Origin of the sequence: Campylobacter sp. RKI_CA19_01122 (assembly GCF_025771325.1) — a bacterium.
Lineage (GTDB): Bacteria > Campylobacterota > Campylobacteria > Campylobacterales > Campylobacteraceae > Campylobacter_D > Campylobacter_D lari_D.
In genome coordinates, this window is sequence record NZ_JAKMPZ010000008.1 from 1 (window position 1) to 21,945 (window position 21,945).

The 21,945-nt window shown below is 29.3% G+C and carries 21 protein-coding genes and 1 tRNA gene; 15 read left to right on the top strand and 7 right to left on the bottom strand.

Annotated elements, in window-relative coordinates; genetic code table 11:
- Positions 1–34: 34 nt before the first annotated feature.
- Complete coding sequence (locus tag L8U37_RS05415; protein ID WP_263728757.1) at positions 35–1,381, top strand: ATP-dependent DNA helicase; 1,347 nt, start codon at positions 35–37, stop codon at positions 1,379–1,381.
- A complete protein-coding gene (locus L8U37_RS05420) occupies positions 1,378–2,028 on the top strand; it encodes a flagellar basal body-associated FliL family protein (protein ID WP_263728758.1) in 651 nt (216 codons plus the stop codon). Before L8U37_RS05415 ends, L8U37_RS05420 begins: the two co-directional genes overlap by 4 nt.
- Here the strand turns inward: L8U37_RS05420 and lolA are convergent, their stop codons facing one another.
- A complete protein-coding gene (gene lolA, locus L8U37_RS05425; protein ID WP_133319336.1) occupies positions 2,029–2,535 on the bottom strand; it encodes a LolA-like outer membrane lipoprotein chaperone in 507 nt (168 codons plus the stop codon).
- A 119-nt stretch (positions 2,536–2,654) separates the two neighbouring features.
- Here lolA and secA point away from each other — a divergent pair, with 119 nt between their 5' ends.
- From secA to L8U37_RS05460, 7 genes are all read left to right on the top strand, one after another.
- Complete coding sequence (gene secA / locus L8U37_RS05430) at positions 2,655–5,246, top strand: preprotein translocase subunit SecA (RefSeq protein WP_263728759.1); 2,592 nt, start codon at positions 2,655–2,657, stop codon at positions 5,244–5,246.
- Between the two features lie 8 nt (positions 5,247–5,254).
- Complete coding sequence (locus L8U37_RS05435) at positions 5,255–6,544, top strand: sigma-54-dependent transcriptional regulator (RefSeq protein ID WP_263728760.1); 1,290 nt, start codon at positions 5,255–5,257, stop codon at positions 6,542–6,544.
- 9 nt (positions 6,545–6,553) lie between these two features.
- On the top strand, positions 6,554–7,573 hold the full coding sequence (locus tag L8U37_RS05440; protein WP_263691466.1) for an aspartate-semialdehyde dehydrogenase: 1,020 nt from the start codon (positions 6,554–6,556) through the stop codon (positions 7,571–7,573).
- A gap of 11 nt (positions 7,574–7,584) precedes the next feature.
- Entirely contained in the window at positions 7,585–8,091 is a 507-nt protein-coding gene (locus L8U37_RS05445) for a YqhA family protein (RefSeq protein WP_087699510.1), read from the top strand.
- A gap of 14 nt (positions 8,092–8,105) precedes the next feature.
- The gene (gene hemE, locus L8U37_RS05450; RefSeq protein WP_263728761.1) at positions 8,106–9,128 is read left to right on the top strand and encodes a uroporphyrinogen decarboxylase; all 1,023 of its coding nucleotides are present in this window, start codon (positions 8,106–8,108) and stop codon (positions 9,126–9,128) included.
- Positions 9,125–10,033 (top strand): radical SAM protein, encoded by a 909-nt coding sequence (locus L8U37_RS05455; protein ID WP_263709418.1) that lies wholly within the window; start codon positions 9,125–9,127, stop codon positions 10,031–10,033. Before hemE ends, L8U37_RS05455 begins: the two co-directional genes overlap by 4 nt.
- Positions 10,034–10,100: 67 nt before the next feature.
- A tRNA-Asn gene (locus L8U37_RS05460) sits at positions 10,101–10,175 on the top strand.
- 95 nt (positions 10,176–10,270) lie between these two features.
- On the opposite strand, the gene L8U37_RS05465 is transcribed toward L8U37_RS05460, so the two are convergent.
- The 5 genes from L8U37_RS05465 to der are packed head-to-tail and all read right to left on the bottom strand — an operon-like array spanning position 10,271 to position 16,751.
- Complete coding sequence (locus tag L8U37_RS05465) at positions 10,271–12,673, bottom strand: tetratricopeptide repeat protein (RefSeq protein ID WP_263709419.1); 2,403 nt, start codon at positions 12,671–12,673, stop codon at positions 10,271–10,273.
- Between the two features lie 8 nt (positions 12,674–12,681).
- The gene (gene serS / locus L8U37_RS05470) at positions 12,682–13,917 is read right to left on the bottom strand and encodes a serine--tRNA ligase (protein WP_263728762.1); all 1,236 of its coding nucleotides are present in this window, start codon (positions 13,915–13,917) and stop codon (positions 12,682–12,684) included.
- Positions 13,918–13,928: 11 nt separating this feature from the next.
- A complete protein-coding gene (gene trpS, locus L8U37_RS05475) occupies positions 13,929–14,888 on the bottom strand; it encodes a tryptophan--tRNA ligase (RefSeq protein ID WP_263662350.1) in 960 nt (319 codons plus the stop codon).
- Positions 14,885–15,382, bottom strand: coding sequence for a shikimate kinase (locus L8U37_RS05480; protein ID WP_263662351.1), 498 nt, complete (start codon positions 15,380–15,382; stop codon positions 14,885–14,887). The genes trpS and L8U37_RS05480 overlap by 4 nt, the downstream gene beginning before the upstream one ends.
- A complete protein-coding gene (gene der, locus L8U37_RS05485; protein ID WP_263709423.1) occupies positions 15,366–16,751 on the bottom strand; it encodes a ribosome biogenesis GTPase Der in 1,386 nt (461 codons plus the stop codon). Before der ends, L8U37_RS05480 begins: the two co-directional genes overlap by 17 nt.
- A gap of 99 nt (positions 16,752–16,850) precedes the next feature.
- Here der and L8U37_RS05490 point away from each other — a divergent pair, with 99 nt between their 5' ends.
- The 6 genes from L8U37_RS05490 to pyrF are packed head-to-tail and all read left to right on the top strand — an operon-like array spanning position 16,851 to position 21,520.
- The gene (locus L8U37_RS05490; protein ID WP_133319325.1) at positions 16,851–17,783 is read left to right on the top strand and encodes a DMT family transporter; all 933 of its coding nucleotides are present in this window, start codon (positions 16,851–16,853) and stop codon (positions 17,781–17,783) included.
- The gene (locus tag L8U37_RS05495) at positions 17,773–19,134 is read left to right on the top strand and encodes a uracil-xanthine permease family protein (protein WP_133319324.1); all 1,362 of its coding nucleotides are present in this window, start codon (positions 17,773–17,775) and stop codon (positions 19,132–19,134) included. The genes L8U37_RS05490 and L8U37_RS05495 overlap by 11 nt, the downstream gene beginning before the upstream one ends.
- A gap of 19 nt (positions 19,135–19,153) precedes the next feature.
- Entirely contained in the window at positions 19,154–19,957 is an 804-nt protein-coding gene (gene kdsA / locus L8U37_RS05500; protein ID WP_133319323.1) for a 3-deoxy-8-phosphooctulonate synthase, read from the top strand.
- 12 nt (positions 19,958–19,969) lie between these two features.
- Positions 19,970–20,440 carry a 6,7-dimethyl-8-ribityllumazine synthase gene (gene ribE / locus L8U37_RS05505; protein ID WP_012661257.1) on the top strand — a complete coding sequence of 157 codons (471 nt, stop codon included), beginning with the start codon at positions 19,970–19,972 and terminating at the stop codon, positions 20,438–20,440.
- Between the two features lies 1 nt (position 20,441).
- Positions 20,442–20,840: a transcription antitermination factor NusB gene (gene nusB / locus L8U37_RS05510; protein WP_133319322.1), complete on the top strand. Its 399-nt coding sequence runs from the start codon at positions 20,442–20,444 to the stop codon at positions 20,838–20,840.
- Positions 20,837–21,520 carry an orotidine-5'-phosphate decarboxylase gene (gene pyrF / locus L8U37_RS05515; RefSeq protein WP_263660572.1) on the top strand — a complete coding sequence of 228 codons (684 nt, stop codon included), beginning with the start codon at positions 20,837–20,839 and terminating at the stop codon, positions 21,518–21,520. Before nusB ends, pyrF begins: the two co-directional genes overlap by 4 nt.
- Positions 21,521–21,530: 10 nt before the next feature.
- On the opposite strand, the gene L8U37_RS05520 is transcribed toward pyrF, so the two are convergent.
- Entirely contained in the window at positions 21,531–21,944 is a 414-nt protein-coding gene (locus tag L8U37_RS05520; protein ID WP_133319320.1) for an META domain-containing protein, read from the bottom strand.
- Position 21,945 lies beyond the last annotated feature (1 nt).

Below are 21,945 nucleotides of genomic sequence, written 5' to 3' on the forward strand. Positions count from 1 at the left end.
GAGTTTTAGTAGATTATAATATAATATTAGGATGATGTTAAATAAGTTAGATTTTTTCTTAAAAGATAATAATATATTTCTAAGTGGTTCTGCTGGAGTTGGTAAATCATTTTTAACTACAGAACTTGTTAAATTATATAGAAAACAAGGTAGAATTGTTGTTGTATTAGGTTCTACTGGATTAAGTGCATTTAATATAGGAGGAGTTACTTTACATAGTTTTTTTGCCTTTAAAAGATGTCAAAATTATGATGAATTGTATTATGAAGATCGAAAACAAAGAAATAAGTTAGAAAAATTAAAAAGAATTTTAAAACAATGTGATTTATTAATTATTGATGAAATTTCTATGATAAGTGCATCTTTGATGGAAATGATTTATTATAGATTAACAAGAAGTGACTTTAGTGGTAAAATTTTATTAGTCGGTGATTTTTTTCAACTTCCACCTGTAATAAACTACAAAGAGAATCAAAACACTTTATTTCAAAATACTCTATATGCTTTTTCTTCTCAAGCTTGGAATGATTTAAAATTTGTCAATTTAAAGCTTAGTATTACTAAAAGAACTTTAGATAAACAATTTTATGAATATTTATTTTTTCTTAGAATTGGCAAAGTAAATCAAGAAATACTAAGTTTTTTTAAAAAAATGTTAATTTATCCAAAAGATTTGCTTGAGTATATGGACGAATATACCCTATTGTGTGCTACAAATAAAAAAGCTAATTGTATAAATGCTAAAAAATTAAATCTTTTGCAAGGTAAAGAAAAAATATTTAAATCAAGAATGGAAAAATTAGATTATACTTTAGATGATAAAATTTATGAGCAGTGGATTAAAGGATTAAATTGTTTAGAGGAGTTAAAATTAAAAATAGGTTCTAAGATTATTTTTTGTGTAAATAATAAAGAGGAAAATTATTACAATGGAGAACAAGGAATTATTTTAGATTTTATAAAAGATAAAGAGCAAGAATATATTCTGATAGAGAAAAGTAATGGTGAAAGATTGAAATTAAAATCATATGAATATACCTTAGAAGAGTATGAGTTAGACAAAGATGAAAAACTAGAAGTTAAGATAAAAGCTAAATTTGTTCAATTTCCTATAAAACTAGCTTATGCTATAACAATCCATAAATCTCAAGGTATGAGTATAGATAAGCTTATATGTGATATTGATGGAATTTTTGAAAAAGGACAATTATATGTATGTTTATCAAGGGTCATTAATCCTTGTAGTTTAAAAATCATATATAATTATAAAATGCCTTTTGAGGATTATTTTTTAAGAATTTTAAAAACCGATAAAGAAGTGAAAAAATTTTATTTACAAGAAAAATTTATAGATTTAGAAGAAGATGAGGAGATAATATGAAATGGATTATAGCTTTGCTTTTAATGTTTTTTAATATCCATGCTAGTTCCTTGAGTATAGAAAATTTTAGAACTGATTTATATTCAAAGGTTGGAAATAATACTTTAAAAAAAATTGAAATGAATTTAGATTTTGAGGGAGAAAATTTAGATCAAAAGAAAATTATAGATGCTTTAAATACCATTGTATCTAGTTATTTTTATGAAGATTTATTTACAGAAGTTGGTAAAAATAATTTTAAAGAAACCTTGCTTAAATTTAGTAATAAAAAATATAAAACTCAAATTAAAAATATTTATATTTTAAAAATTAATTCGGTAGCTAAGTTTGACTTGGAAGAATTTAAGTGTTTTATAAATGATTTGGAAAAAAAAGATGACAATACAATAAAAACTATCAAACAAAAGGAAATTCAAGATAATTCCAAAGTTGCAAAAAATACGGATCAAAATAATACTCAATCAAAAGATATAAATACCGATCAAATAAACAACAATGATAAAGATGATAATAAAAGTTTTAATCAAGATACTAATACAAGTAAAGAGGCTATGGATATGATTTTAAAAACCATGGAAAAAACTCAAATGCAAATGTTAGCTCCAAGTAAAGAACAGCAAGATTTGTTTAATGAAATACCATTTTGATTATTGAATAATATCAAAATGGCTTGGGATTTTTGGTATAAAAATATTTTCGTTGATATTTTGATCAAATTTCTGATTATAAAAATAAATACTAACTAAGTTTCCCAACTCATCTTTATAAGAAATATTACTAAGATTATCATTTTTTAGTTTGATATTGTATGTGATATTTTCGTATTTTGCTTCATAATTTTCATGAGATATTAATTTTGCATTTTTAAAAATTTCTTGAAGATTTGGTAAATTTTGCAATTGAGTATAAATAGCTTGTTCTAACTCAGGCTCTATGATAATAACTTCTTTGTGATTGATATAAATTTGTTTTTTATTTGGTTTAGTATAGTTCCAAAAGGCTTTATTTTGAGTAATGATAAAATTTCCTTTATAATTTAGCGAAGAATTATTGCTTTGTACCTTTTGTTCAAAATTACTACTAAAATTTTTAAAATTTATATCAAAAGCAAAAATACTACAAACAAATAACATTAAAAATATAAAATATCTCATAATTATCCTTTAAAAATTTTGTAAATTATATAAAATTTATCCAAACAAAACTTTTTATATAGTTCTAATTAAATTCAAGGTATAATCTAGCATATATTTTTGTAATTAAAGGTAAAAAAATGTTTTCTAGTGTATTTAAAGCAATATTTGGCACAAAAAATGATCGAGAAGTAAAAAAATATTTAAAGAGGGTTGTGCAAATTAATGCTTTAGAATCAAAATACCAAAATTTAAGCGATGATGAATTAAAACAAGTATTTATAGAATTTAAAACACAAATTCAAAAAGAAGAACAAACTTTAGACCAAATACTGAATGATGTTTTTGCAATAGTTAGAGAAGTAGGAAAAAGAACTCTTAATATGCGCCATTTTGATGTGCAATTAATTGGTGGTATGGTTTTACATGATGGAAAAATTGCTGAAATGAAAACTGGGGAAGGTAAAACCTTGGTTGCAACTTTACCTGTTGTATTAAATGCTATGAGTGGTAAGGGTGTGCATGTGGTTACCGTAAATGATTATTTGGCTAAAAGAGATGCAGAGCAAATGAGTGCTATTTATAATTTTTTAGGTTTTAGTGTAGGTGTGATACTTTCAGAACAAAATAGTGATGAGGCACATAAAAAAGCTTATGAGTGTGATATAACTTATGGTACAAATAATGAATTTGGCTTTGATTATTTACGCGATAACATGAAATTTTCAAAGCTTGAAAAAGTACAAAGAGAGCATAATTTTGTTATAGTTGATGAAGTAGATAGTATTTTAATAGATGAAGCAAGAACTCCGCTTATTATAAGTGGGCCTACAAATAGAACTTTAGACGGCTATGTCAAAGCAAATGAAGTAGCAAAACAAATGCAAAAAGGCCAAGCAGCTACTACTCCTCAAGAATTGCCAAGTGGTGATTTTGTTGTCGATGAGAAAAATAGAACTATTATGATTACAGAGGCTGGAATTTCTAAGGCTGAAAAATTATTTGGAGTAGAAAATTTATATAGCTTAGATAATGCAATATTGGCCCATCAGCTTGACCAGGCTTTAAAAGCGCATAATTTATTTGAAAAAGATGTGCATTATGTATTAAGAGATAAAGAAGTTGTAATTGTTGATGAATTCACGGGAAGATTAAGCGAGGGAAGACGCTTTAGTGATGGTTTACACCAAGCATTAGAAGCTAAAGAAGGGGTAAAAATTCAGGAAGAAAGTCAAACTTTAGCAGATATTACTTTCCAAAATTATTTTAGAATGTATAAAAAGTTAGCAGGCATGACAGGTACTGCACAAACTGAGGCAACGGAATTTTCTCAAATTTATAATTTAGATGTAGTTTCTATACCTACAAATATACCAATTGCAAGAATAGATAAAGATGATTTGATTTATAAAACTCAAGAAGAAAAATTTAAAGCAGTTATTGAAGAGATAAAAAAAGCAAATGCAAAGGGTCAGCCAGTTTTAGTGGGAACTGCAAGTATTGAAAGAAGTGAAGTATTTCATAATATGCTTGTAAAAGAACGCATTCCTCATCATGTGCTTAATGCTAAAAATCACGAGCAAGAAGCTTTGATTATCCAAGATGCAGGTAAAAAAGGTGCAGTGACTATAGCTACTAATATGGCAGGTCGTGGGGTTGATATAAAAATAGATGATGAAATAAGAGCTTTAGGTGGGCTTTATATTATAGGAACTGAGCGTCATGAAAGCAGAAGAATAGACAATCAACTTCGTGGTCGTGCAGGGCGTCAAGGTGATCCTGGTGTAAGTAGATTTTACTTAAGTTTAGAGGATAATCTTTTGAGAATTTTTGGTGGTGATCGCATAAAAAATATCATGGAAAGATTAGGTATAGAAGAGGGCGAGCATATAGAAAGTCGTATTGTTACAAGAGCTGTTGAGAATGCGCAAAAAAAAGTTGAAAGCTTGCATTTTGAGAGCAGAAAACATTTGCTTGAATATGATGATGTGGCAAATGAACAAAGAAAGACTATTTATAATTATAGAAATGAATTGTTAGATGAAGAATTTGACTTGCAAGATAAAATTTTAAAAAATATTGCTGAGTATAGTAATCACTTAGTAAGTCAAATTTATCTAAATGCAGAACTTGAAGATGATGTTAAGCATTTTGAAAGTTTAAAACAAAAAGTAAGTTATGAGTGTAATCTTGAGCTTAGCGAAGCTGATTTTAAAGATTTAGGTGTAATTGAAGTAGAAAATAAATTAAGTGAAATTTTAGAAAAAGCTTACAAAGATAAAATGAGTATTATTGAAGATAAAGAAGCTAGAAGAATTGAAAGAATTTTATATCTTCAAATTTTAGATAATCTATGGAGAGAACATTTATACCAAATGGATATTTTAAAAACTGGTATAGGTTTAAGAAGTTATAATCAAAAAGATCCTTTAGTAGAATACAAAAAAGAAAGCTATAATCTTTTTATGGAGCTTGTTGAGCGTGTTAAATTTGATAGTTTGAAATTACTATTTAATGTAGTTTTTACTCAAAAAGAAGCACAAAATTTTGAAGAAAAAAGTCATGAACAAAATGAGCAGTTTTTAGCTAATACCACAGAAAGTGGTGTTGATGAAAATGGTGAAGCACAAGTTACCAAAGTGCCTAGAAATTCACCTTGTCCTTGCGGTAGTGGTAAAAAATATAAAGAATGCCATGGTAAAAGTGGTCCCAAAAAAGGTATTTTAGCTTAAGGTTTGAAATGAATTTGGTTATAGTCGAAGATGATATAAATATGAGAAAATCACTCGAAATTGCTTTGAGTGAGTATGAGGAATTTACTATAAAATCTTATAAATCAGCAACTGAAGCTTTAAAAAAACTAAATGATGATGTTGATTTGATTATTACAGATATTAATATGCCGGGTATGGATGGTATTGAATTTGTGCAAGCTTGTGAGAATAAATATGATTTTATTATTATTACAGGTAATGCAACGCTAAATCGTGCCATAGAAGCAGTAAGACTTGGAGTAAAAGATTTTCTAGTAAAACCATTTGATATTAATACTTTAGTAACTGCGATAAAACGCGCAAAAATAATTCAAGAAAAGACTTCTAAAAAAACAAACAAAAAGATTATCAAAAAAGAAGAAAATCAAGATTTTTATGGCACTTCTAAAGCTTTGGAAGATTGTTTAAAATTGGCTACTAAGGCTGCTAAGACAGATGCAAGTGTGCTTTTTTTTGGAGAAAGTGGGGTAGGTAAAGAAGTTTTTGCAAATTTTGTGCATAAAAATTCAAAAAGAGCACAAAAACCTTTTGTGGCTATTAATATGGCAGCAATTCCATCAAATTTGATAGAAAGTGAGCTTTTTGGTTTTGAAAAAGGTGCATTTACCGATGCTAATACTACTAAAATAGGGTTGTTTGAGCTTGCTAATGAAGGCACTTTGTTTTTAGATGAAATAGGTGAAATGCCTTATGAAATTCAAGCAAAATTATTAAGAGCCTTACAAGAAAAAGAAATTACAAGATTAGGAAGCACTAAAAGTATAAAGATTGATGTAAGAATTATTAGTGCAACTAATGCTCATATAGAAAAAAAGATTACAGATAATGAATTCAGACAAGATTTATATTATAGGCTTAATACTATTCCTATTAATATACCACCACTAAGAGAGCGTCAAGAAGAAATTTTGCAAATTGCACAAAAGGTATTACTTGATACATGTAAAGAATACGATTTTAATGAAAAAACTTTAAGTCAAGAAGCACAAGGTGCTCTATTAGCTTATGATTTTCCAGGTAATATTAGAGAATTGATTTCTATTATACAAAGAGCTTGTATTTTAAGTGAAAATGATGAGATTAGCGCTCAAGATTTATTTTTAGAAAGTAGAAAAAGTAAAGATATTAAAAATCTTGAAAAAGAATTGATTTTAGAAGCTTTAAAAAATTCGCAAGATATTGTAGAAGCAGCTAAGCTTATAGGGATGAGTGAAAAAATTTTTAGTGAAAAAATGAAAAAATACAATATTACTTAAAAAGGATGGATGATGAAAAAAATAGCCATTGTAGGTGCAACTGGAGCAGTCGGAGAAGAGCTTTTAAATGTTTTGGATGAGCTTGATTTCCCGGTTGAAAGTATTTTACCATTAGCAAGTGCAAAAAGCGCAGGTAGTGAAGTAGAATTTAGAGGAAAAAGTTATAAAGTAAAAGAATTAACTTCAAATGTTTTTAAAGAAAATCCTGTAGATATTGCTTTTTTTAGTGCCGGAGGAAACATAAGTGCTGAATATGCAAAATACGCAGTAGAGTGTGGTGCTGTAGTGATTGATAATACTAGTCATTTTAGAATGGATGAAAATGTTCCTTTAGTAGTTCCTGAATGCAATAGTGAAGATATTAAAGATTGGGAAAAAACAGGAATTATTGCTAATCCAAATTGCTCTACTATACAAATGGTGCATGTTTTAAAACCACTTGATGATGTATTTAATCTAAAAAGAGTAGATGTAAGTACTTATCAAGCAGCAAGTGGTGCAGGTAAAGAAGGTATGGAAGAATTAGTTCAAGGAATGCAAAGTTTTTTTGCTTTTAAATTAGATGAATTTGAGGCAAAAACTTTTCCATATACCTTAGCTTTAAATTTAATTCCTCAAATTGATGTTTTTAGTGAAAATGGCTACACTAAAGAAGAATTAAAAATGGTAAATGAAACGCAAAAAATATTGCATAAAAAACTTGAAATTTCAGCAACTTGCGTAAGAGTTCCTGTGCTTAGAAGTCATAGTGAAGCTATTACTATGCATTTTGAAAAAGATGTTGATGTTGTTAAGGTTAGAGAGATACTTTCTAAAGCACCAAGTGTTGTTGTGATTGATGATGTAGAAAATAAAAAATATCCTATGCCACTTTTTACAAGCGATACTAATGAAACTTATGTAGGAAGAATTAGACGTGATATTAATCATAAAAATATTTTACACTTATGGTGCGTGGCTGATCAAATTCGTGTAGGAGCTGCTACAAATGCAGTGCGTATTGCGCAAAAATGGTTAGAATTGGTTTAAAAAGGAGAAAAATGTTAGAAAGATTTTTTGAAAATTTATTAGTTAAAAGTCGTTTAGTCACTATTTTGCCTGTAATTTTTGGCCTTATAGGAGCTTTTGTTTTATTTTTTATTGCAAGTTATGATGTGATTAAAGTTTTAAAATATGTATTTGAGTATTTTATGTTGCCTAATTCTACGGTAGATTTGCATGAGGATATTGTTGGTTTGATTATAGGGGCTGTAGATTTATATTTAATGGCTTTAGTTTTATTTATATTTTCTTTTGGAATTTATGAACTTTTTATTAGTGAAATAGAAGAATTTAAACAAACTAAACAATCAAAAGTTTTAGAAGTGCACAGTTTAGATCAACTAAAAGATAAACTTGCAAAAGTTATTATTATGGTTTTAGTTGTAAATTTTTTCCAAAGAATTTTGCAAATGCAACTAAATACGGTTTTGGATATGACTTATCTTGCAGGTTCTATTTTAGCTCTTTGTATAGGACTTTATTTTTTACACAAAAGTGATCATTAAAATAAGGAATAAAAATGATTTTTATTGATGCATGTTTTAAAAAGTCAACCCCTTATACTCCAGTTTGGATGATGCGCCAAGCAGGAAGATATTTACCTGAATATATGCGGGTTAGAGCAAGTGCTGGAGATTTTTTATCACTTTGTAAAGATTATAAAAAAGCGAGTGAAGTTACCTTACAACCAGTAGATATTTTGGGTGTTGATGCAGCTATTATTTTTTCAGATATTTTGGTAGTACCTTTAGAAATGGGTATGGATTTAAAATTTGAAAAAGGCGAGGGCCCTATATTTTCAAATCCTATTAAAACAAAAGAAGAATTGGAAAGATTAGATGTTGAAAAAAGCATTAAAAATCTTTCTTATGTTTATGATGCACTAGCATTTACTAGAGAAAAACTTACACAAGATAAAGCTTTGATTGGTTTTTGTGGAAGTCCTTGGACTATTGCTACTTATATGATAGAGGGTGGTAGTAGTAAAAATTATGCAAAGTGTAAAAAATTAGTCTATCAAAATCCTGAATTTTTACATCAAATTTTATCTAAACTTACTTTTGTTTTAAAGTATTATATTCAAGAGCAAATTAGAGCAGGTGCTAATGCTATACAGGTATTTGATAGTTGGGCAAGTGCTTTAGAAAAAGAAATGTTTTTTGAGTTTTCTTTTAAATATATGCTTGAAATTGCTGATTTTATAAAGGAAAAATATCCGCATATTCCTGTGATTTTATTTCCTAAAGGGGTAAGTGGGTTCTTAGATGATATAAATGGAAATTTTGATGTCTTTGGAGTAGATTGGAGTACCCCTTTAGAGTTGGCTAAGGAAAAACTAGGCGCTAAATATACTTTGCAGGGTAATATGGAGCCTTGCAGACTCTATGATAAAAAAGCTATTGAACAAGGTGTGGATAAAATTTTAAATATTATGCAAGATAGTGCACATATTTTTAATCTCGGACATGGAATTTTACCTGATATTCCTGTTGATAATGCTAAATATTTTATCAAGCTAGTTCAAGAGAAATCTAAAAAGTGAGTAAAATAACTTTTGGGCCTATAAGTTCAAGAAGATTTGGACTTTCATTGGGAATTGATTTAAGTCCAAATCAAAAACAATGTAATTTTGACTGCGTTTATTGTGAATTACAAGCTGCAAAGCCTTTGGAAAAATCTTTAATTTATCCTAAAATAAAAAATATTATCGATGAAGTACAAAGTGTATTGAAAGGTAATGTGCAATTTGACTTTTTAACATTAACTGCAAATGGTGAGCCTACTTTATATCCTCATTTAAAAGAATTAGTTTATGAGTTAAATAAAATAAAACAAGATAAAAAACTCTTAATCCTAAGCAATGGTAGTGGAGTTTTAAATTCGGATATTTTTGATGCTTTAATGTATATTGATGTAGTTAAATTTAGTCTTGATAGTGCAATGGAAAAAACTTTTTATAGAGTTGATAGGGCTTTAAAGCAAATAAAACTTGAAACAATGATAGAACAAATGATCGCCTTTAGAGAGAAATTTTTGGGTGAGCTTGTTATGGAAGTTTTAATTGTCAAGGGATTGAATGATAACAAAGATGAGATGTTGGCTTTAAATGAGGCATTTGACAAGATAAGACCATCAAGAGTGGATTTTAGCACTATAGATAGACCGCCTGCGTATCCTGTTAAAGGTATATCTTTGGAAAAGTTGGAAGAATTAAGTATGTATATCACTAGTGTGCCTGTTGTGCTTGCTAAACATTATTACAAAGGTGAAAAAATTGATTTTAATATCCAAGAGCTCTTGAAGATGCTGCAGCTTAGAGCGCAAAGTGAATTTGATATAGAAAACAAATTTAGTCAGCATAGTAAAGATATATTAGAAAAATTAATTAAAGAACGAAAAGTTGTTGTAGAAAATTTAGCAGGAGTAAAATTTTACAAAAAAGCGTAATTTTTTATAAAAAATCTTGACAAAAAAGTTTTTTTCTTATATAATATCATTTCTTATTTATTGATGTTCCGGATTAGCTCAGCGGTAGAGTAGTCGGCTGTTAACCGATTGGTCGTAGGTTCGAATCCTACATCCGGAGCCACTTCATAAAGTTAACCTCATGTATATTTTATAATAATCTAATTTATAATTATATTTTTTGATAGTTAATTAGTATTTTCTTATTTTATGAAAATACTAATTTTTAATATCAAAAGTAAAAAATTTACTTTCAAAATTATTCCCTACTTTTTCATATTGAAACATAGCAGGTTCTAAATTTTGAACTTCATGATATAATAGTCCTAGTGCAAGTCTTGCTTCTAAGGTTTCTTCATTTTCTAATTTTGCAAGCTCTAGTAAAGCTATGGCTGAATTTGGATTATTAGAACCTATCGCTGCTACTGCGGCTAAAAATAAAGTTTGTGCATCTTTGATTTTATAATCATCTATTAAGATATTGTAAAGCGTATATGCTTCTTGATATTCTTTAGCAAAAATATCAACATAAGCTAGAGCAAAAATCAGCCCGATGGAATTTTTATTACTCATAGCAAGTCTTTTTTTTATGTCATTTCTAACATGATTTAATAAGCCTGTAATTTGCATAAGTGTCACATAGCTGTCTTTAACTATACCAGCTCCACCAAATAAAGAATTATAATCAAGCTTGGTTGTTAAAAAATACATTTGTGCTTGTTTGGCATACTCTTTAATATCAAGATTTGTGTTTTTAGAATTAAAATATAAAATATTGCTAATAATATCCTCACCGAGCAAATCTTTTAATTCTTTTATTTTTTGATTTCTTAAAATTTCAAGATTATTGCCATTAGCAGCTACTATAGCAAACATTAGTTCTAAAGGAGTATTTTTGCTATTTGAAAGGTTGTCTAAATAAGGAATCATAGCAGTAAAGTCACTTTTAACTAGATGTAGTAAATATTTATAGATATTATGATTTTGATCGATATTATTATCTGCTTGTAAATTTTCCAAAAGTTCATTAGCAAGTTTGGTATAATCTTTTTTTACTAAATCCATGCAATATATGGCAAAAATACCTGCAATATAATTTTTTGGATTTAAATGATAAGCAGTTGAAAAATGTTTATATGCATTATTATAATCTTGCAGTTGTGCATAAGTTAAAGCAAGATTGTAATGAATTACATCGTGAGCATGATAAATTTCACTTAAATTTTTAAATTCTTGATTTGCTTCTCTTAGATGAAAATTAAAAGCTAGATTGATAGCATGAGATAATTCCACATTAACGCCTGATAAAGCTTTGCTTTTAACAAGCAATTCATTTTCATACTCATACCCTTGTATGAAATTTCCCAAATCAGCTTTTGTGATGAGTTCCATGCTTTGTTTTATATCAAAAACGCGATAAGGTGAAAAATAAAAAAGTAAATCATAAATTTGTTGTTTTCCTGTGATTAAACTTTTGGCAAAATGTTGCTGCGCTATATCAATATTTGAAAAATTTCTTTTTAGTCTTGTTTTTATGTTATAGTATTTTGAGCCAATAGCTCTATCTTTTACATATAAAGTTTTTAAAATTTGTGCACCATTGTCAAATTGACCTGTTTTTAATTCTACTAAAGCTAGAGCCATTTTGCTTCTTATGGCTTGATTTTCTATTTTTGATGCTTTTTCAAGATATTCTTTAGCTTTTTTATATTCTCCCAGTTTTGCATATAATAAACCTAAGGGTAAGCTTGCTTCATAATCTTGTTGCTTTTGCAGAAGATTAATGGCGTTTTGATCAGATTTTAATAATGCGTAAATTTTTGCCCCAAGGTAATAAGACTCTCCTTGATAGCTGTTGATATTACTTGAACGCATGAACATTTGTAAAGCCTCTGGATAAAATCCTTGATAGTAATTAATTAATCCTAGATAATAATCATACAAAGAAGATTTAGAATCTTGTGGTAAATGTACTCTTGCTAAATCAAGATAATATTTAAATTTCTCTTTATCGCCCAGATTAAAATAACACACAGCTATATTAATAGCTGCTGCAACTTTGTGTTCTTCTAATTCTAAAGATTGTTTGAAATTCTCAACAGCACTAATATAATCTTTTTGTTTCATTTGAGCTACACCAAGATTATAACTTGATAAAGATTGATTGAAAATATTAATATTATTATAAAGCTCTAAAGCACTTTCTATATCACCTTTTTCATATAATAAATTTGCCTTTTGTACTACAAGATCTAAAGCAGATTGTTTCACCTTTGTGATGCTTGTACTAACATTATCTTCTAAAATTGGATTATTTGTGATTACTTTTTTATCTTCTTTAAAAACAAGAAGTAAAACTAAAATAATAAGTAAAATTAGAGCAAGAGCACCAAGTGTTGAAATCAAAATAAGAAATTTTTTATCAAAAAGCTTTTTCTTTTCTTCAGGTTGTAATGTTTGAGGTTCTTCCTCTACTCTTTGAAAAGTACTTTCTTCTTCCTCTAATTCAGGAGGTATTGTGCCAGGAGGGATAGTTTGTTCTTCCACTCCTGGATTTTCATCAATCTCTGAAAAAGCTTTTTCTTGATTATCTTGTTCTTTAGGTGTTACTTCTTCGGCCATGTTTTCTCTTAAAAGTATTTTCTTAATGCATCAGGAATTCTTATATTTCCATCTTTTTCTTGATAATTTTCCATAATAGCTACTAAGGTTCTACCAACAGCTAGCGAAGAACCATTAAGTGTGTGAACTAATTCATTTTTGCCCTTATCGTTTTTAAAGCGGATCTTTGCACGTCTTGCTTGAAAATCTTTACAATTTGACACAGAGCTAATTTCACGGTATTTGTTTTGCGATGGAAGCCATACTTCTAAGTCTACTGTTTTCGCAGCAGAAAAGCCCAAATCTCCCGTGCAAAGCATTAAATGCCTATGTGCTAGACCCAAAGAGCTTAGTAAATCACTGGCACAATTTAACATTTCTTCAAACATCAATTCACTTTGATCAGGCTTACATATACTAACAAGCTCTACTTTTTCAAATTGATGTTGCCTTATAATACCTCTTGTATCTCTACCCGCGCTTCCTGCTTCTTGTCTAAAACAAGCACTATAGCAGGTCATTTTTAAGGGTAGTTCTTCTTGAGTTAAAATTTCATTAGAATAAAGATTAGTTACAGGAATTTCAGAAGTTGAGATGAGATATAAATCATCATTTTCTACCTTATACATATCATCTTTAAATTTAGGAAGCTGTCCTGTGCCATACATGGTTGCGCTATTTACTAAAAATGGTACATTAACTAGCTCAAAACCTCTACTTCTATTAAAATCAATCATATAATTTACCAAGGCTCTACTTAGTAAAGCTCCTTCATTTTTAAGCACACAAAAACGACTTTGTGAGATTTTAACCCCTCTTGTAAAATCAAGCCAGTTTAATTTTTCTCCCAAATCATGATGTTCTTTGATTTCAAAATCAAAACTAGGAGGTGTTAGAACTTTTTTTAATTCTACATTTTCATCTTCATCTTCTCCAAAAGGCACGCAATCATCAGGGATATTTGGTATTGCTAGGGCAATTTGTTCTAGTTTTTCTTCTAGCGTGCTAACGATTTTTGACTGAGTATTGATTTTTTCTTTATTTTGGCTTAGTTGTACTTTTAAGCTTTCTTTATCTTGTGCTGTTGCAAGCTCTTTACTAAATTTATTTTGAAAAGCTTGAAATTCTTCTAAAAGTGCTTTTTCTTTTTTTAAATTTATAAATAAGTCGCTAAGTTCTTTGAGTAAATTTTCATTTACTTTTTTAGCTTTTAGTTTTTGCGCAATTTCATCAAAATTATTTTGCAAAAGTTTTAAATCTAACATTCTAACTCCTTTTATAGTCCTATTTTAGCATAAATTTTTTCCATTGTTTCTCGGGCTTGTTTTTTTGCTTTGCTTGCTCCAAATTCTAAAATCTCATCGATTTTAGAAGGATTAGCTAGTAATTTTTCATATTCTTCCTTAGCCGAGGCAAAATACTCACTAATGATTTCATTTAAATACATTTTAAAATGCCCATAACCTTCGCCACCTTTTTCATAACGGCTTTTTAAAGTTTCTTGTTTTGTTTTGTCTAAAAACAATTTTGCGATTTTAAATACATTACAATTTTGCCAATCTTTTGGATCTTCTAAAGCTGTACTATCTGTGATAATGGAAGAAATTTGTTTTTTAATAGCTTTTGGTGTATTAAAAATATCGATTGTGTTTTGATAAGACTTGCTCATTTTAGCTCCATCAGTACCAGGCACTACTGCAACTTCATCATTAACTTTAGCTTGAGGTAGGGTAAAAATTTCACCCCATTCATTATTTACTTTTAAGGCTATATCTCTTGCTATTTCAACATGCTGAATTTGATCTTTACCTACAGGAACTATTTGAGCATTAAAAAGTAAAATATCTGCAGCCATTAAAACAGGGTAAGAAAAAAGCCCATGGTTGGCATTTAAACCTTTGGCAATTTTATCTTTATAGCTATGTGCTCTTTCTAAAAGTCCCATTGGGGTAAATTGAGAAAGAATCCAATAAAGCTCCATCACTTCTTTTACATCACTTTGTAACCAAAATACGCTTTTTTGTGGATCAATTCCTAAACTTAAAAAAGCTGCCGCAGCTTTGAGTGAATTTTGTTTAAGTTTTTCTCCATTAAAATTTGAAGTCATAGCATGATAGTTTGCTATAAACATATACATTTGATTTTCTTCTTGCATATTTAGCATTTGTTTTATAGAGCCAAAATAATTTCCTATATGTAAATCCCCACTTGGCTGTAATCCTGTAATAATTCTCATTTTACCTCTTTTTTGATTTCTTTAATTATTTCTTGGATATTTTTGTTTTCAATGTTTATAATGATATTTGCTTTTTTTTCATATTTTTTAATTCTTTGATCAAATAGTATTTTAGCATTGTTTGTGTTTGAAAATAAGGGTCTTGTGGCCAATTCTTCTTTATTTAGTCTTTTCAAGAGATAATCAAAACTTGCTTTTAAGTAAACGATAGTACCAATATTTTTTATTTTTTTTTGTTCTATGAAGCCACCACCGCTTGCAATAGAACAATTTTGCACATAAGTTAAAAACGAAACAAGTTTTTTTTCTTCTTTGCGAAATTTTTTTTCTCCATATGTTTTAAAAAATTCACTAATTTCAAGATTAAATTTTTCTTTGATTAAAACATCTGTATCTAAAAAGAATTTATCATATTTTTTTGCATAAGCCCTTGCTATAGTTGTTTTACCACAGCCCATAAATCCTACAAAAAGGAGGTTAGTTTTCTTGCTCATCTTTGCTACCTTTTTTTCTTGAAGCTAAAATTAAAGGTACACCTTCAAAGTTAAATTGTTTTCTAATTTGATTTTGTAAATATCGTTTATAACTAAAATGTAAAGCTTTTGGTCTGTTCATAATTAGAGCTATTTTTGGAGGTGCTAAGTCGTATTGAACTGCATAATAAATTTTCACTAATTTGCCATAATCATGTGGTAGTGGGTGGGCTCTTGTGGCTTCTTCTACCAAAGCATTTAATTTTGCTGTTGGAATTTTTTGGGTGAAATTTGCAAAAACTTCTAAAATTTTATCCAAAAGCACATGTATTCTTTTTCCACTTAAAGCTGATACGCTTACAACAGGTGCATAAGCTAGGAATTTAAAACGATCTAGTTTTAATTCTTTTAAAGTTTTATCAAAATCAAGTTCGCTTTTATCCCATTTATTAAGTACGATAATCACACCTAAACAATGTTTAGCAGCAAGCCCTGCGATACGCTCATCAAGTTCGTTAAAACCTTCAGCTGCGTCAAGTACTAAAAGTGCAATTTGAGCATTGGCTAGGGCATATTCAGTTCTATTAAGTGCATAACGCTCTAAACCCTGTATTTTCCCGCGTTTTCTAATACCCGCAGTATCTACAAATTCGATGATTTTATCTTTATGCATAATGCTTTCATTAACAGGATCAATTGTAGTGCCTGCTATATCGCTTACCACGCTACGTTCTTCTTTTACTAAAGCATTTAAAAGACTTGATTTTCCTACATTAACCCTGCCGATAATTCCCACTTTAATATGATTTTCATTAATAGTTTTTAGCTTAAAATCTCCGCTATTTTCATCAAAATTTTCTAAATAACTTTCAAAGTCTTCTTCTTCATCTGCATTTAAATAACTTTCATCTAAAAACTTACTAGCCCACATACAAAGCTCATCAATGCCTATATTATGTGTTACAGAGATATTAAAAACTTCTTTTACTCCAAAATTAGAAAATTCCCAAGATCTTTCCTCGTCTTTTTTGTTATCGACTTTATTGATTACTAAAGCTATGGGTTTGTTGAGTTTTTTCATTTCATAAAAAAAAGCTTTATCTTCATCATCAGGTAAAAATTTTCCATCCACCATATAAAAGATAATATCACTATTTTTAGCAGCTTTAAGCGAATTTGCTTTGACATTTTTAAAAAGCTCATTACTCTCATCAAGCCCGCCGCTATCTATCAATAAAGCTTTTTTGCCATCAATTTCTACTTCTATTTTATTAGTATCTCTTGTAGTTCCACTTATGTCACTAGTTATTGCAATGCGCTTTCTTGCAAGTCTATTAAAAAGACTTGATTTGCCAACATTTGGTTTTCCTATTAAAATAATACTTTGCATTAATACTCATTTTTTAAATTTTTATTTGTGATTATATAAAAATTGCCTTAAAATTAAGCAAAAAAGACTAAAATAACAGGAATTTTATATGGAATTTATATGTTAAGAATAGTTAAAAAGAATTTAGGTATATATTTTATGATTATTGCTTCTATAGAATTTGCATTTGTAGGTGCTTGTGCAAAAATTCTTAGTGAAGAATTATCATCGATTGAAATTATGTTTTTTAGAAATATTATAGGCACAGCTTTTATGCTTTATGCGCTTTCAAAATTAAATTTTCATAAAAGTGGCGGACATCTTGGACTGCTTATTTTTAGAGGTATTATAGGAACGATTGCTTTATATCTTTTCTTTTATAATGTTTCTAATATTTCATTAGGTGGGGCTTTTGCTTTTCAAAAAACAGCACCTATTTTTATAGCTTTGATTGCTTTTTTATTTTTTAAAGAAAGTTTAGGATTAAAAGCTTGTTTTGGGATTTTGATTGCTTTTATAGGAGTATTATTAATCTGTCAGCCTTTTGCAGATAGCACTACGCATTCAGGTTTTGATTTAAAAAATAGTATTTTAGGAATTTTAAGCGGTTTTTGTGCAGCCTTGGCGCTAACTAGCGTAAGAGAGCTTAGAAAATCATACCCAGCGCCATTTATAGCTTTATCTTTTGTTTTAATTGGTACTTTGATGCCTTTAATGTCTATGATTGTAGGTTCTTTTTATGAAATAAAAGAGCTTGATTTTTTAATTGCTCCTTTTGTTATGCCTAGTCTTAAAGCTTGGATTTTTATTGTTTTGATGGGAATTTTTGGAGCAATGTATCAAATTCATGTTACTAAAGCTTATGGGGTAGCAAAAAAGGCAGGAGTTGTTGCAGGAGTTAGCTATATAGATGTAGTTTTTACTTTATTTTTGGGCATATTATTAGGAGATGAATTTCCTAGCTTAATGGTTTTTATAGGAATTTTTAGCATTATTTTAGGAGGAATTATTTTGGTTAGTAAGCAAACAAAAGGAAAGAAAAATGGAAAATAAAACAGATTTAATTTATGGTTTAGAAGATAGACCACCTTTTGCTAAGGCATTTTTTGCTGCATTAGTGCATTTAATGGCTATGTTTGTGGCTGTGATTACACCTGCTTTGTTAATTTGCAAAGGTCTTGGGATAGATGATACTAATACGGCTAGAATTATTTGTATGTCGCTTTTTGCTTCAGGTGTTGCTTCGCTTTTACAGATTAAAACTTGGGGTCCTATAGGGAGTGGACTTTTATCTATTCAAGGGACCAGTTTTAATTTTGTTGCACCTATTATTTTAGGTGGGCTTGTTTTAAAAAATAATGGTTTATCGCAAGAAGCAATGCTTGGAGCCATTTTTGGCACTTTAATGCTTTGTTCTACTACTGAAATGATTATTTCTCAAATTTTACCTTTTATTAGAAGAGTGATTTCGCCTTTGGTTTCAGGTATAGTTGTGATGATTATAGGTCTTAGTTTGATTAATGTTGGTCTTGTGAGTGCAGGAGGTGGATTTGCGGCTAAGGCAAGTGGTGAGTTTGGTTCTTTGCAAAATTTATTATTAGCCGGAGTTGTGATTTTAAGTATTATTGTTTTAAATCGTTTTAATAATGCCTATATAAGAATTTCTTCTTTATTTATAGCTATGATAATAGGGCTTTTAGTGGCTATGACTTTTGAAAATTTTAGTTTTAATTTTAATGAAAATTTACCTTTAGTGTTTTTACCCGATCCTTTGCATTATGGTTTGAGTATTGATTATAATCTTATTTTACCTTTGATTTTAGTTTTTATGGTAACTTCTTTAGAAACTATCGGCGATATTAGTGCTACTAGTGAAGTTTCAAATCAGCCAGTTAAAGGCGAACTTTATGCAAAAAGATTAAAAGGCGGGGTTTTGGCTAATGGTTTTAATTCCTTTGTTTCAGCCTTTTTTAATACTTTTCCAAATTCATGTTTTGGGCAAAATAATGGCGTTATAGCTTTAACAGGTGTTGCAAGTCGATATGTTGGATTTATTGTAGCTTTTATGTTGATGATTTTGGGTTTGTTTCCTATTGTGGCTGATATTACTTTGCAAATTCCAGAACCTATTTTAGGAGGAGCAACTTTAGTAATGTTTGGTACTATAGCTGCAACGGGAGTTAGGATTATTTCTAAGGAAAATTTAAATCGTCGTTCTATTATCATCATAGCTATGAGTTTGGGTATAGGGCTTGGAGTTTCTAATAATCCTGATATTTTAGAATTTATGCCAATGTGGTTTAAAACTTTATTTTCTTCAGGGATTGCAGCAGGTGGGATTACGGCTATTATTTTAAATTGCATTTTTCCGCTTGAAGAAAATGAAAAAAATAAAGTAAAATAATAAAAAATAAGGAAAAATAATGAAAAAAATGATACTAATAACAGGTCCTTGTGTAATAGAAAATGAAGAACTTGTTTTTAAAGTTGCACAAGAGCTTGAATGCTTTTTAAAAGATGGTAGAATTGATTTTTATTTTAAATCAAGTTTTGATAAAGCAAATAGAACTAGTATTAATAGTTTTAGAGGGCCAGGTCTTGAAAAAGGCTTGGAAATTTTGCAAAAAGTGAAAGATAAATTTGGCATGCAAATTCTTACTGATATTCATGAGAGTTCTCAAGCGAGTGTTGCGGCTGAGGTTGTAGATGTTTTACAAATTCCTGCCTTTTTATGCAGGCAAACTGATTTATTAGTAGCTGCTGCTAAAACAAAAGCCAAGGTAAATGTAAAAAAAGGGCAATTTTTAAATCCTGAAGATATTAAATACAGTGTAGCTAAAATTTTACAAACTAGAGGCATTGATGAAGAAGGTTTTGAAATAGCCAAAGAAAATGGAGTTTTTGTAGCTGAGAGAGGTTCGAGTTTTGGTTATGGAAATTTGGTCGTAGATATGAGAAGTTTGGTTATCATGAGAAAATATGCTCCAGTTATTTTTGATGCTACTCATAGTGTGCAAATGCCAGGAGCAAACGGTGGAAGTAGTGGAGGCAAAAGTGAATTTGTAGAGCCATTAGCAAGAGCTGCTGCTAGTGTAGGTGTAGATGGATTTTTCTTTGAAACGCACATTGATCCTTGCAAAGCTTTATGTGATGGACCAAATATGCTTGATCTTTCAAGACTTAAAAACTGCGTAAATACGCTTTTAAAAATTCAAGAAATCATTTAGAAAAGGAAAATTATGAAGATAATAGAGGGAAATTTAAGTTTAAAAGGTGATGAGAAAATTGCGATTATCAATGCAAGATTTAATCATATCATCACAGATCGTTTAGTTGAAGGTGCTAAAGATGCTTTTTTAAGGCATGGGGGCAAGGAAGAAAACTTAAGTCTTATCTTAGTGCCAGGTGCTTTTGAAATTCCTTTTGCATTAAAACAAGCTTGTGAGAGTAAAAAATTTGATGGAATTTGTTGTGTTGGAGCAGTAATTCGTGGAAGTACACCACATTTTGATTATGTAGCAGCTGAAACTACTAAAGGTATAGCAAGTGTAGGGCTTGGAGCTAATGTGCCTGTGAGTTTTGGAGTTTTAACAACTGATACCTTAGAGCAAGCCATAGAAAGAGCAGGTAGTAAAGCAGGTAATAAGGGTTTTGAAGCTATGCTTACTGTAGTTGAAATGCTTAATTTAATCCAAAAAATTAAGGCTTAAAATGGCTACTAGACACCAAGTAAGACAAAGTATAGTTTCTTTGCTTTATGCAGCACAGTTAAATCAAGAAAATAAAGATTTTATCAATGAATTTTTGGATGAGAAAAAAATTCGCAATGACCAAAGAAAATTCACTCTAGATTTATATAATGGTATCAATGAGCAACTTACTTTGCTTGATGAGAAAATCAATGAGTGTTTGAAAGAGCACAAATTAGATGGAGTAGCTAGTATAGAAAAGGCCATTTTGCGTTTGGGTACTTATGAGATTTTATTTACTTCTACACAAAAAGCGATTATCATTAATGAGGCTATAGAGCTTGCAAAAGAAATGGCAGGAGATAATGCTCCTAAATTTATCAACGGGGTGTTGGATAAAATTAACAAGGAAAAGCAATGAAACTTTGTGTGGCTTTTGATGTGTCAAGTTATGATGAGTGTATTAGTTTGGCTAAAGAATTAAAAGGTTTAGATCTTTGGGTTAAAATAGGGCTTAGATCATATTTAAGAGATGGAGCAAAGCTTTTAGAGGCGATTAAAAAAGTGGATGATTTTAAAATCTTTTTAGATTTAAAGCTTTATGATATACCAAATACCATGGCAGATGCTTGCGAAGAGCTTGCTAAACTTGATGTGGATATGTTTAATATCCACGCAAGTGCAGGTAAAAGTGCTATGTGTATGATTATGGAGCGTTTAAGTGTTTTGAGTAAAAGACCTTTGGTGCTTGCTGTATCTGCTTTAACTAGTTTTGATGAGCAAGAATTTTTTAGTATATATAGACAAAATATCAAACAAGCCGTTAAGGAATTTTCTAAAATTAGCTATGAAAGCGGTCTTGATGGTATGGTTTGTTCGGTATATGAGAGCTTATTGATTAAAGAAAATACAAATACAAATTTTATTACACTAACTCCTGGAATTCGTCCTTTTAAAGAAAATTTAGATGATCAAAAAAGAGTAGCTGATATACAGTGTGCTAAGGATAATCTGTCAGATTTTATCGTGGTTGGAAGACCTATTTATAAGGCAAAAGAACCTAGAATGGTTTGTGAGAATATATTAGAGCATTTAAAATAAGCCTAGAGGCTTATTTTAAATAAATTTTCATTTTCTTATTTTCTAAAATAATTCCATCATCATCACTAATAATTTGAAATTCTCCATTAAAATATCTTAAGAAGTCGTTTTCAAATTTCATAGATTCTTGATCGCAAAGCATTTTTGTCGAAGCAAGATTATCTTCTATTTTGATACTACTTCCTTGATCTTTATAGTTTCCAAAAAATCTATTACATCCTGATACACCAAAAACTCTTTTATCTTTATTATCAAAACTAATGCTTGCTTTAGTATTTTGAGGAAGTTCATGATTTTTTCCATTAGCTTCATAAGAACTTATAGTAAATTCTTTATTTTGTAAATCATCAACACTTAAATTTGCCACAGAACACCCACTAAAAATAGCTAAGCTCGCTATACTTAATGTGATTATTTTTTTCATT

Coding starts and splice junctions, on each gene's coding strand:
- L8U37_RS05415 (WP_263728757.1), top strand. CDS start 35: ATGTTAAATAAGTTAGATTTTTTCTTAAAAGATAATAATATATTTCTA.
- L8U37_RS05420 (WP_263728758.1), top strand. CDS start 1,378: ATGAAATGGATTATAGCTTTGCTTTTAATGTTTTTTAATATCCATGCT.
- lolA (WP_133319336.1), bottom strand. CDS start 2,535: ATGAGATATTTTATATTTTTAATGTTATTTGTTTGTAGTATTTTTGCT.
- secA (WP_263728759.1), top strand. CDS start 2,655: ATGTTTTCTAGTGTATTTAAAGCAATATTTGGCACAAAAAATGATCGA.
- L8U37_RS05435 (WP_263728760.1), top strand. CDS start 5,255: ATGAATTTGGTTATAGTCGAAGATGATATAAATATGAGAAAATCACTC.
- L8U37_RS05440 (WP_263691466.1), top strand. CDS start 6,554: ATGATGAAAAAAATAGCCATTGTAGGTGCAACTGGAGCAGTCGGAGAA.
- L8U37_RS05445 (WP_087699510.1), top strand. CDS start 7,585: ATGTTAGAAAGATTTTTTGAAAATTTATTAGTTAAAAGTCGTTTAGTC.
- hemE (WP_263728761.1), top strand. CDS start 8,106: ATGATTTTTATTGATGCATGTTTTAAAAAGTCAACCCCTTATACTCCA.
- L8U37_RS05465 (WP_263709419.1), bottom strand. CDS start 12,673: ATGGCCGAAGAAGTAACACCTAAAGAACAAGATAATCAAGAAAAAGCT.
- serS (WP_263728762.1), bottom strand. CDS start 13,917: ATGTTAGATTTAAAACTTTTGCAAAATAATTTTGATGAAATTGCGCAA.
- trpS (WP_263662350.1), bottom strand. CDS start 14,888: ATGAGAATTATTACAGGATTACAGCCAAGTGGGGATTTACATATAGGA.
- L8U37_RS05480 (WP_263662351.1), bottom strand. CDS start 15,382: ATGAGCAAGAAAACTAACCTCCTTTTTGTAGGATTTATGGGCTGTGGT.
- der (WP_263709423.1), bottom strand. CDS start 16,751: ATGCAAAGTATTATTTTAATAGGAAAACCAAATGTTGGCAAATCAAGT.
- L8U37_RS05490 (WP_133319325.1), top strand. CDS start 16,851: ATGTTAAGAATAGTTAAAAAGAATTTAGGTATATATTTTATGATTATT.
- L8U37_RS05495 (WP_133319324.1), top strand. CDS start 17,773: ATGGAAAATAAAACAGATTTAATTTATGGTTTAGAAGATAGACCACCT.
- kdsA (WP_133319323.1), top strand. CDS start 19,154: ATGAAAAAAATGATACTAATAACAGGTCCTTGTGTAATAGAAAATGAA.
- ribE (WP_012661257.1), top strand. CDS start 19,970: ATGAAGATAATAGAGGGAAATTTAAGTTTAAAAGGTGATGAGAAAATT.
- nusB (WP_133319322.1), top strand. CDS start 20,442: ATGGCTACTAGACACCAAGTAAGACAAAGTATAGTTTCTTTGCTTTAT.
- pyrF (WP_263660572.1), top strand. CDS start 20,837: ATGAAACTTTGTGTGGCTTTTGATGTGTCAAGTTATGATGAGTGTATT.
- L8U37_RS05520 (WP_133319320.1), bottom strand. CDS start 21,944: ATGAAAAAAATAATCACATTAAGTATAGCGAGCTTAGCTATTTTTAGT.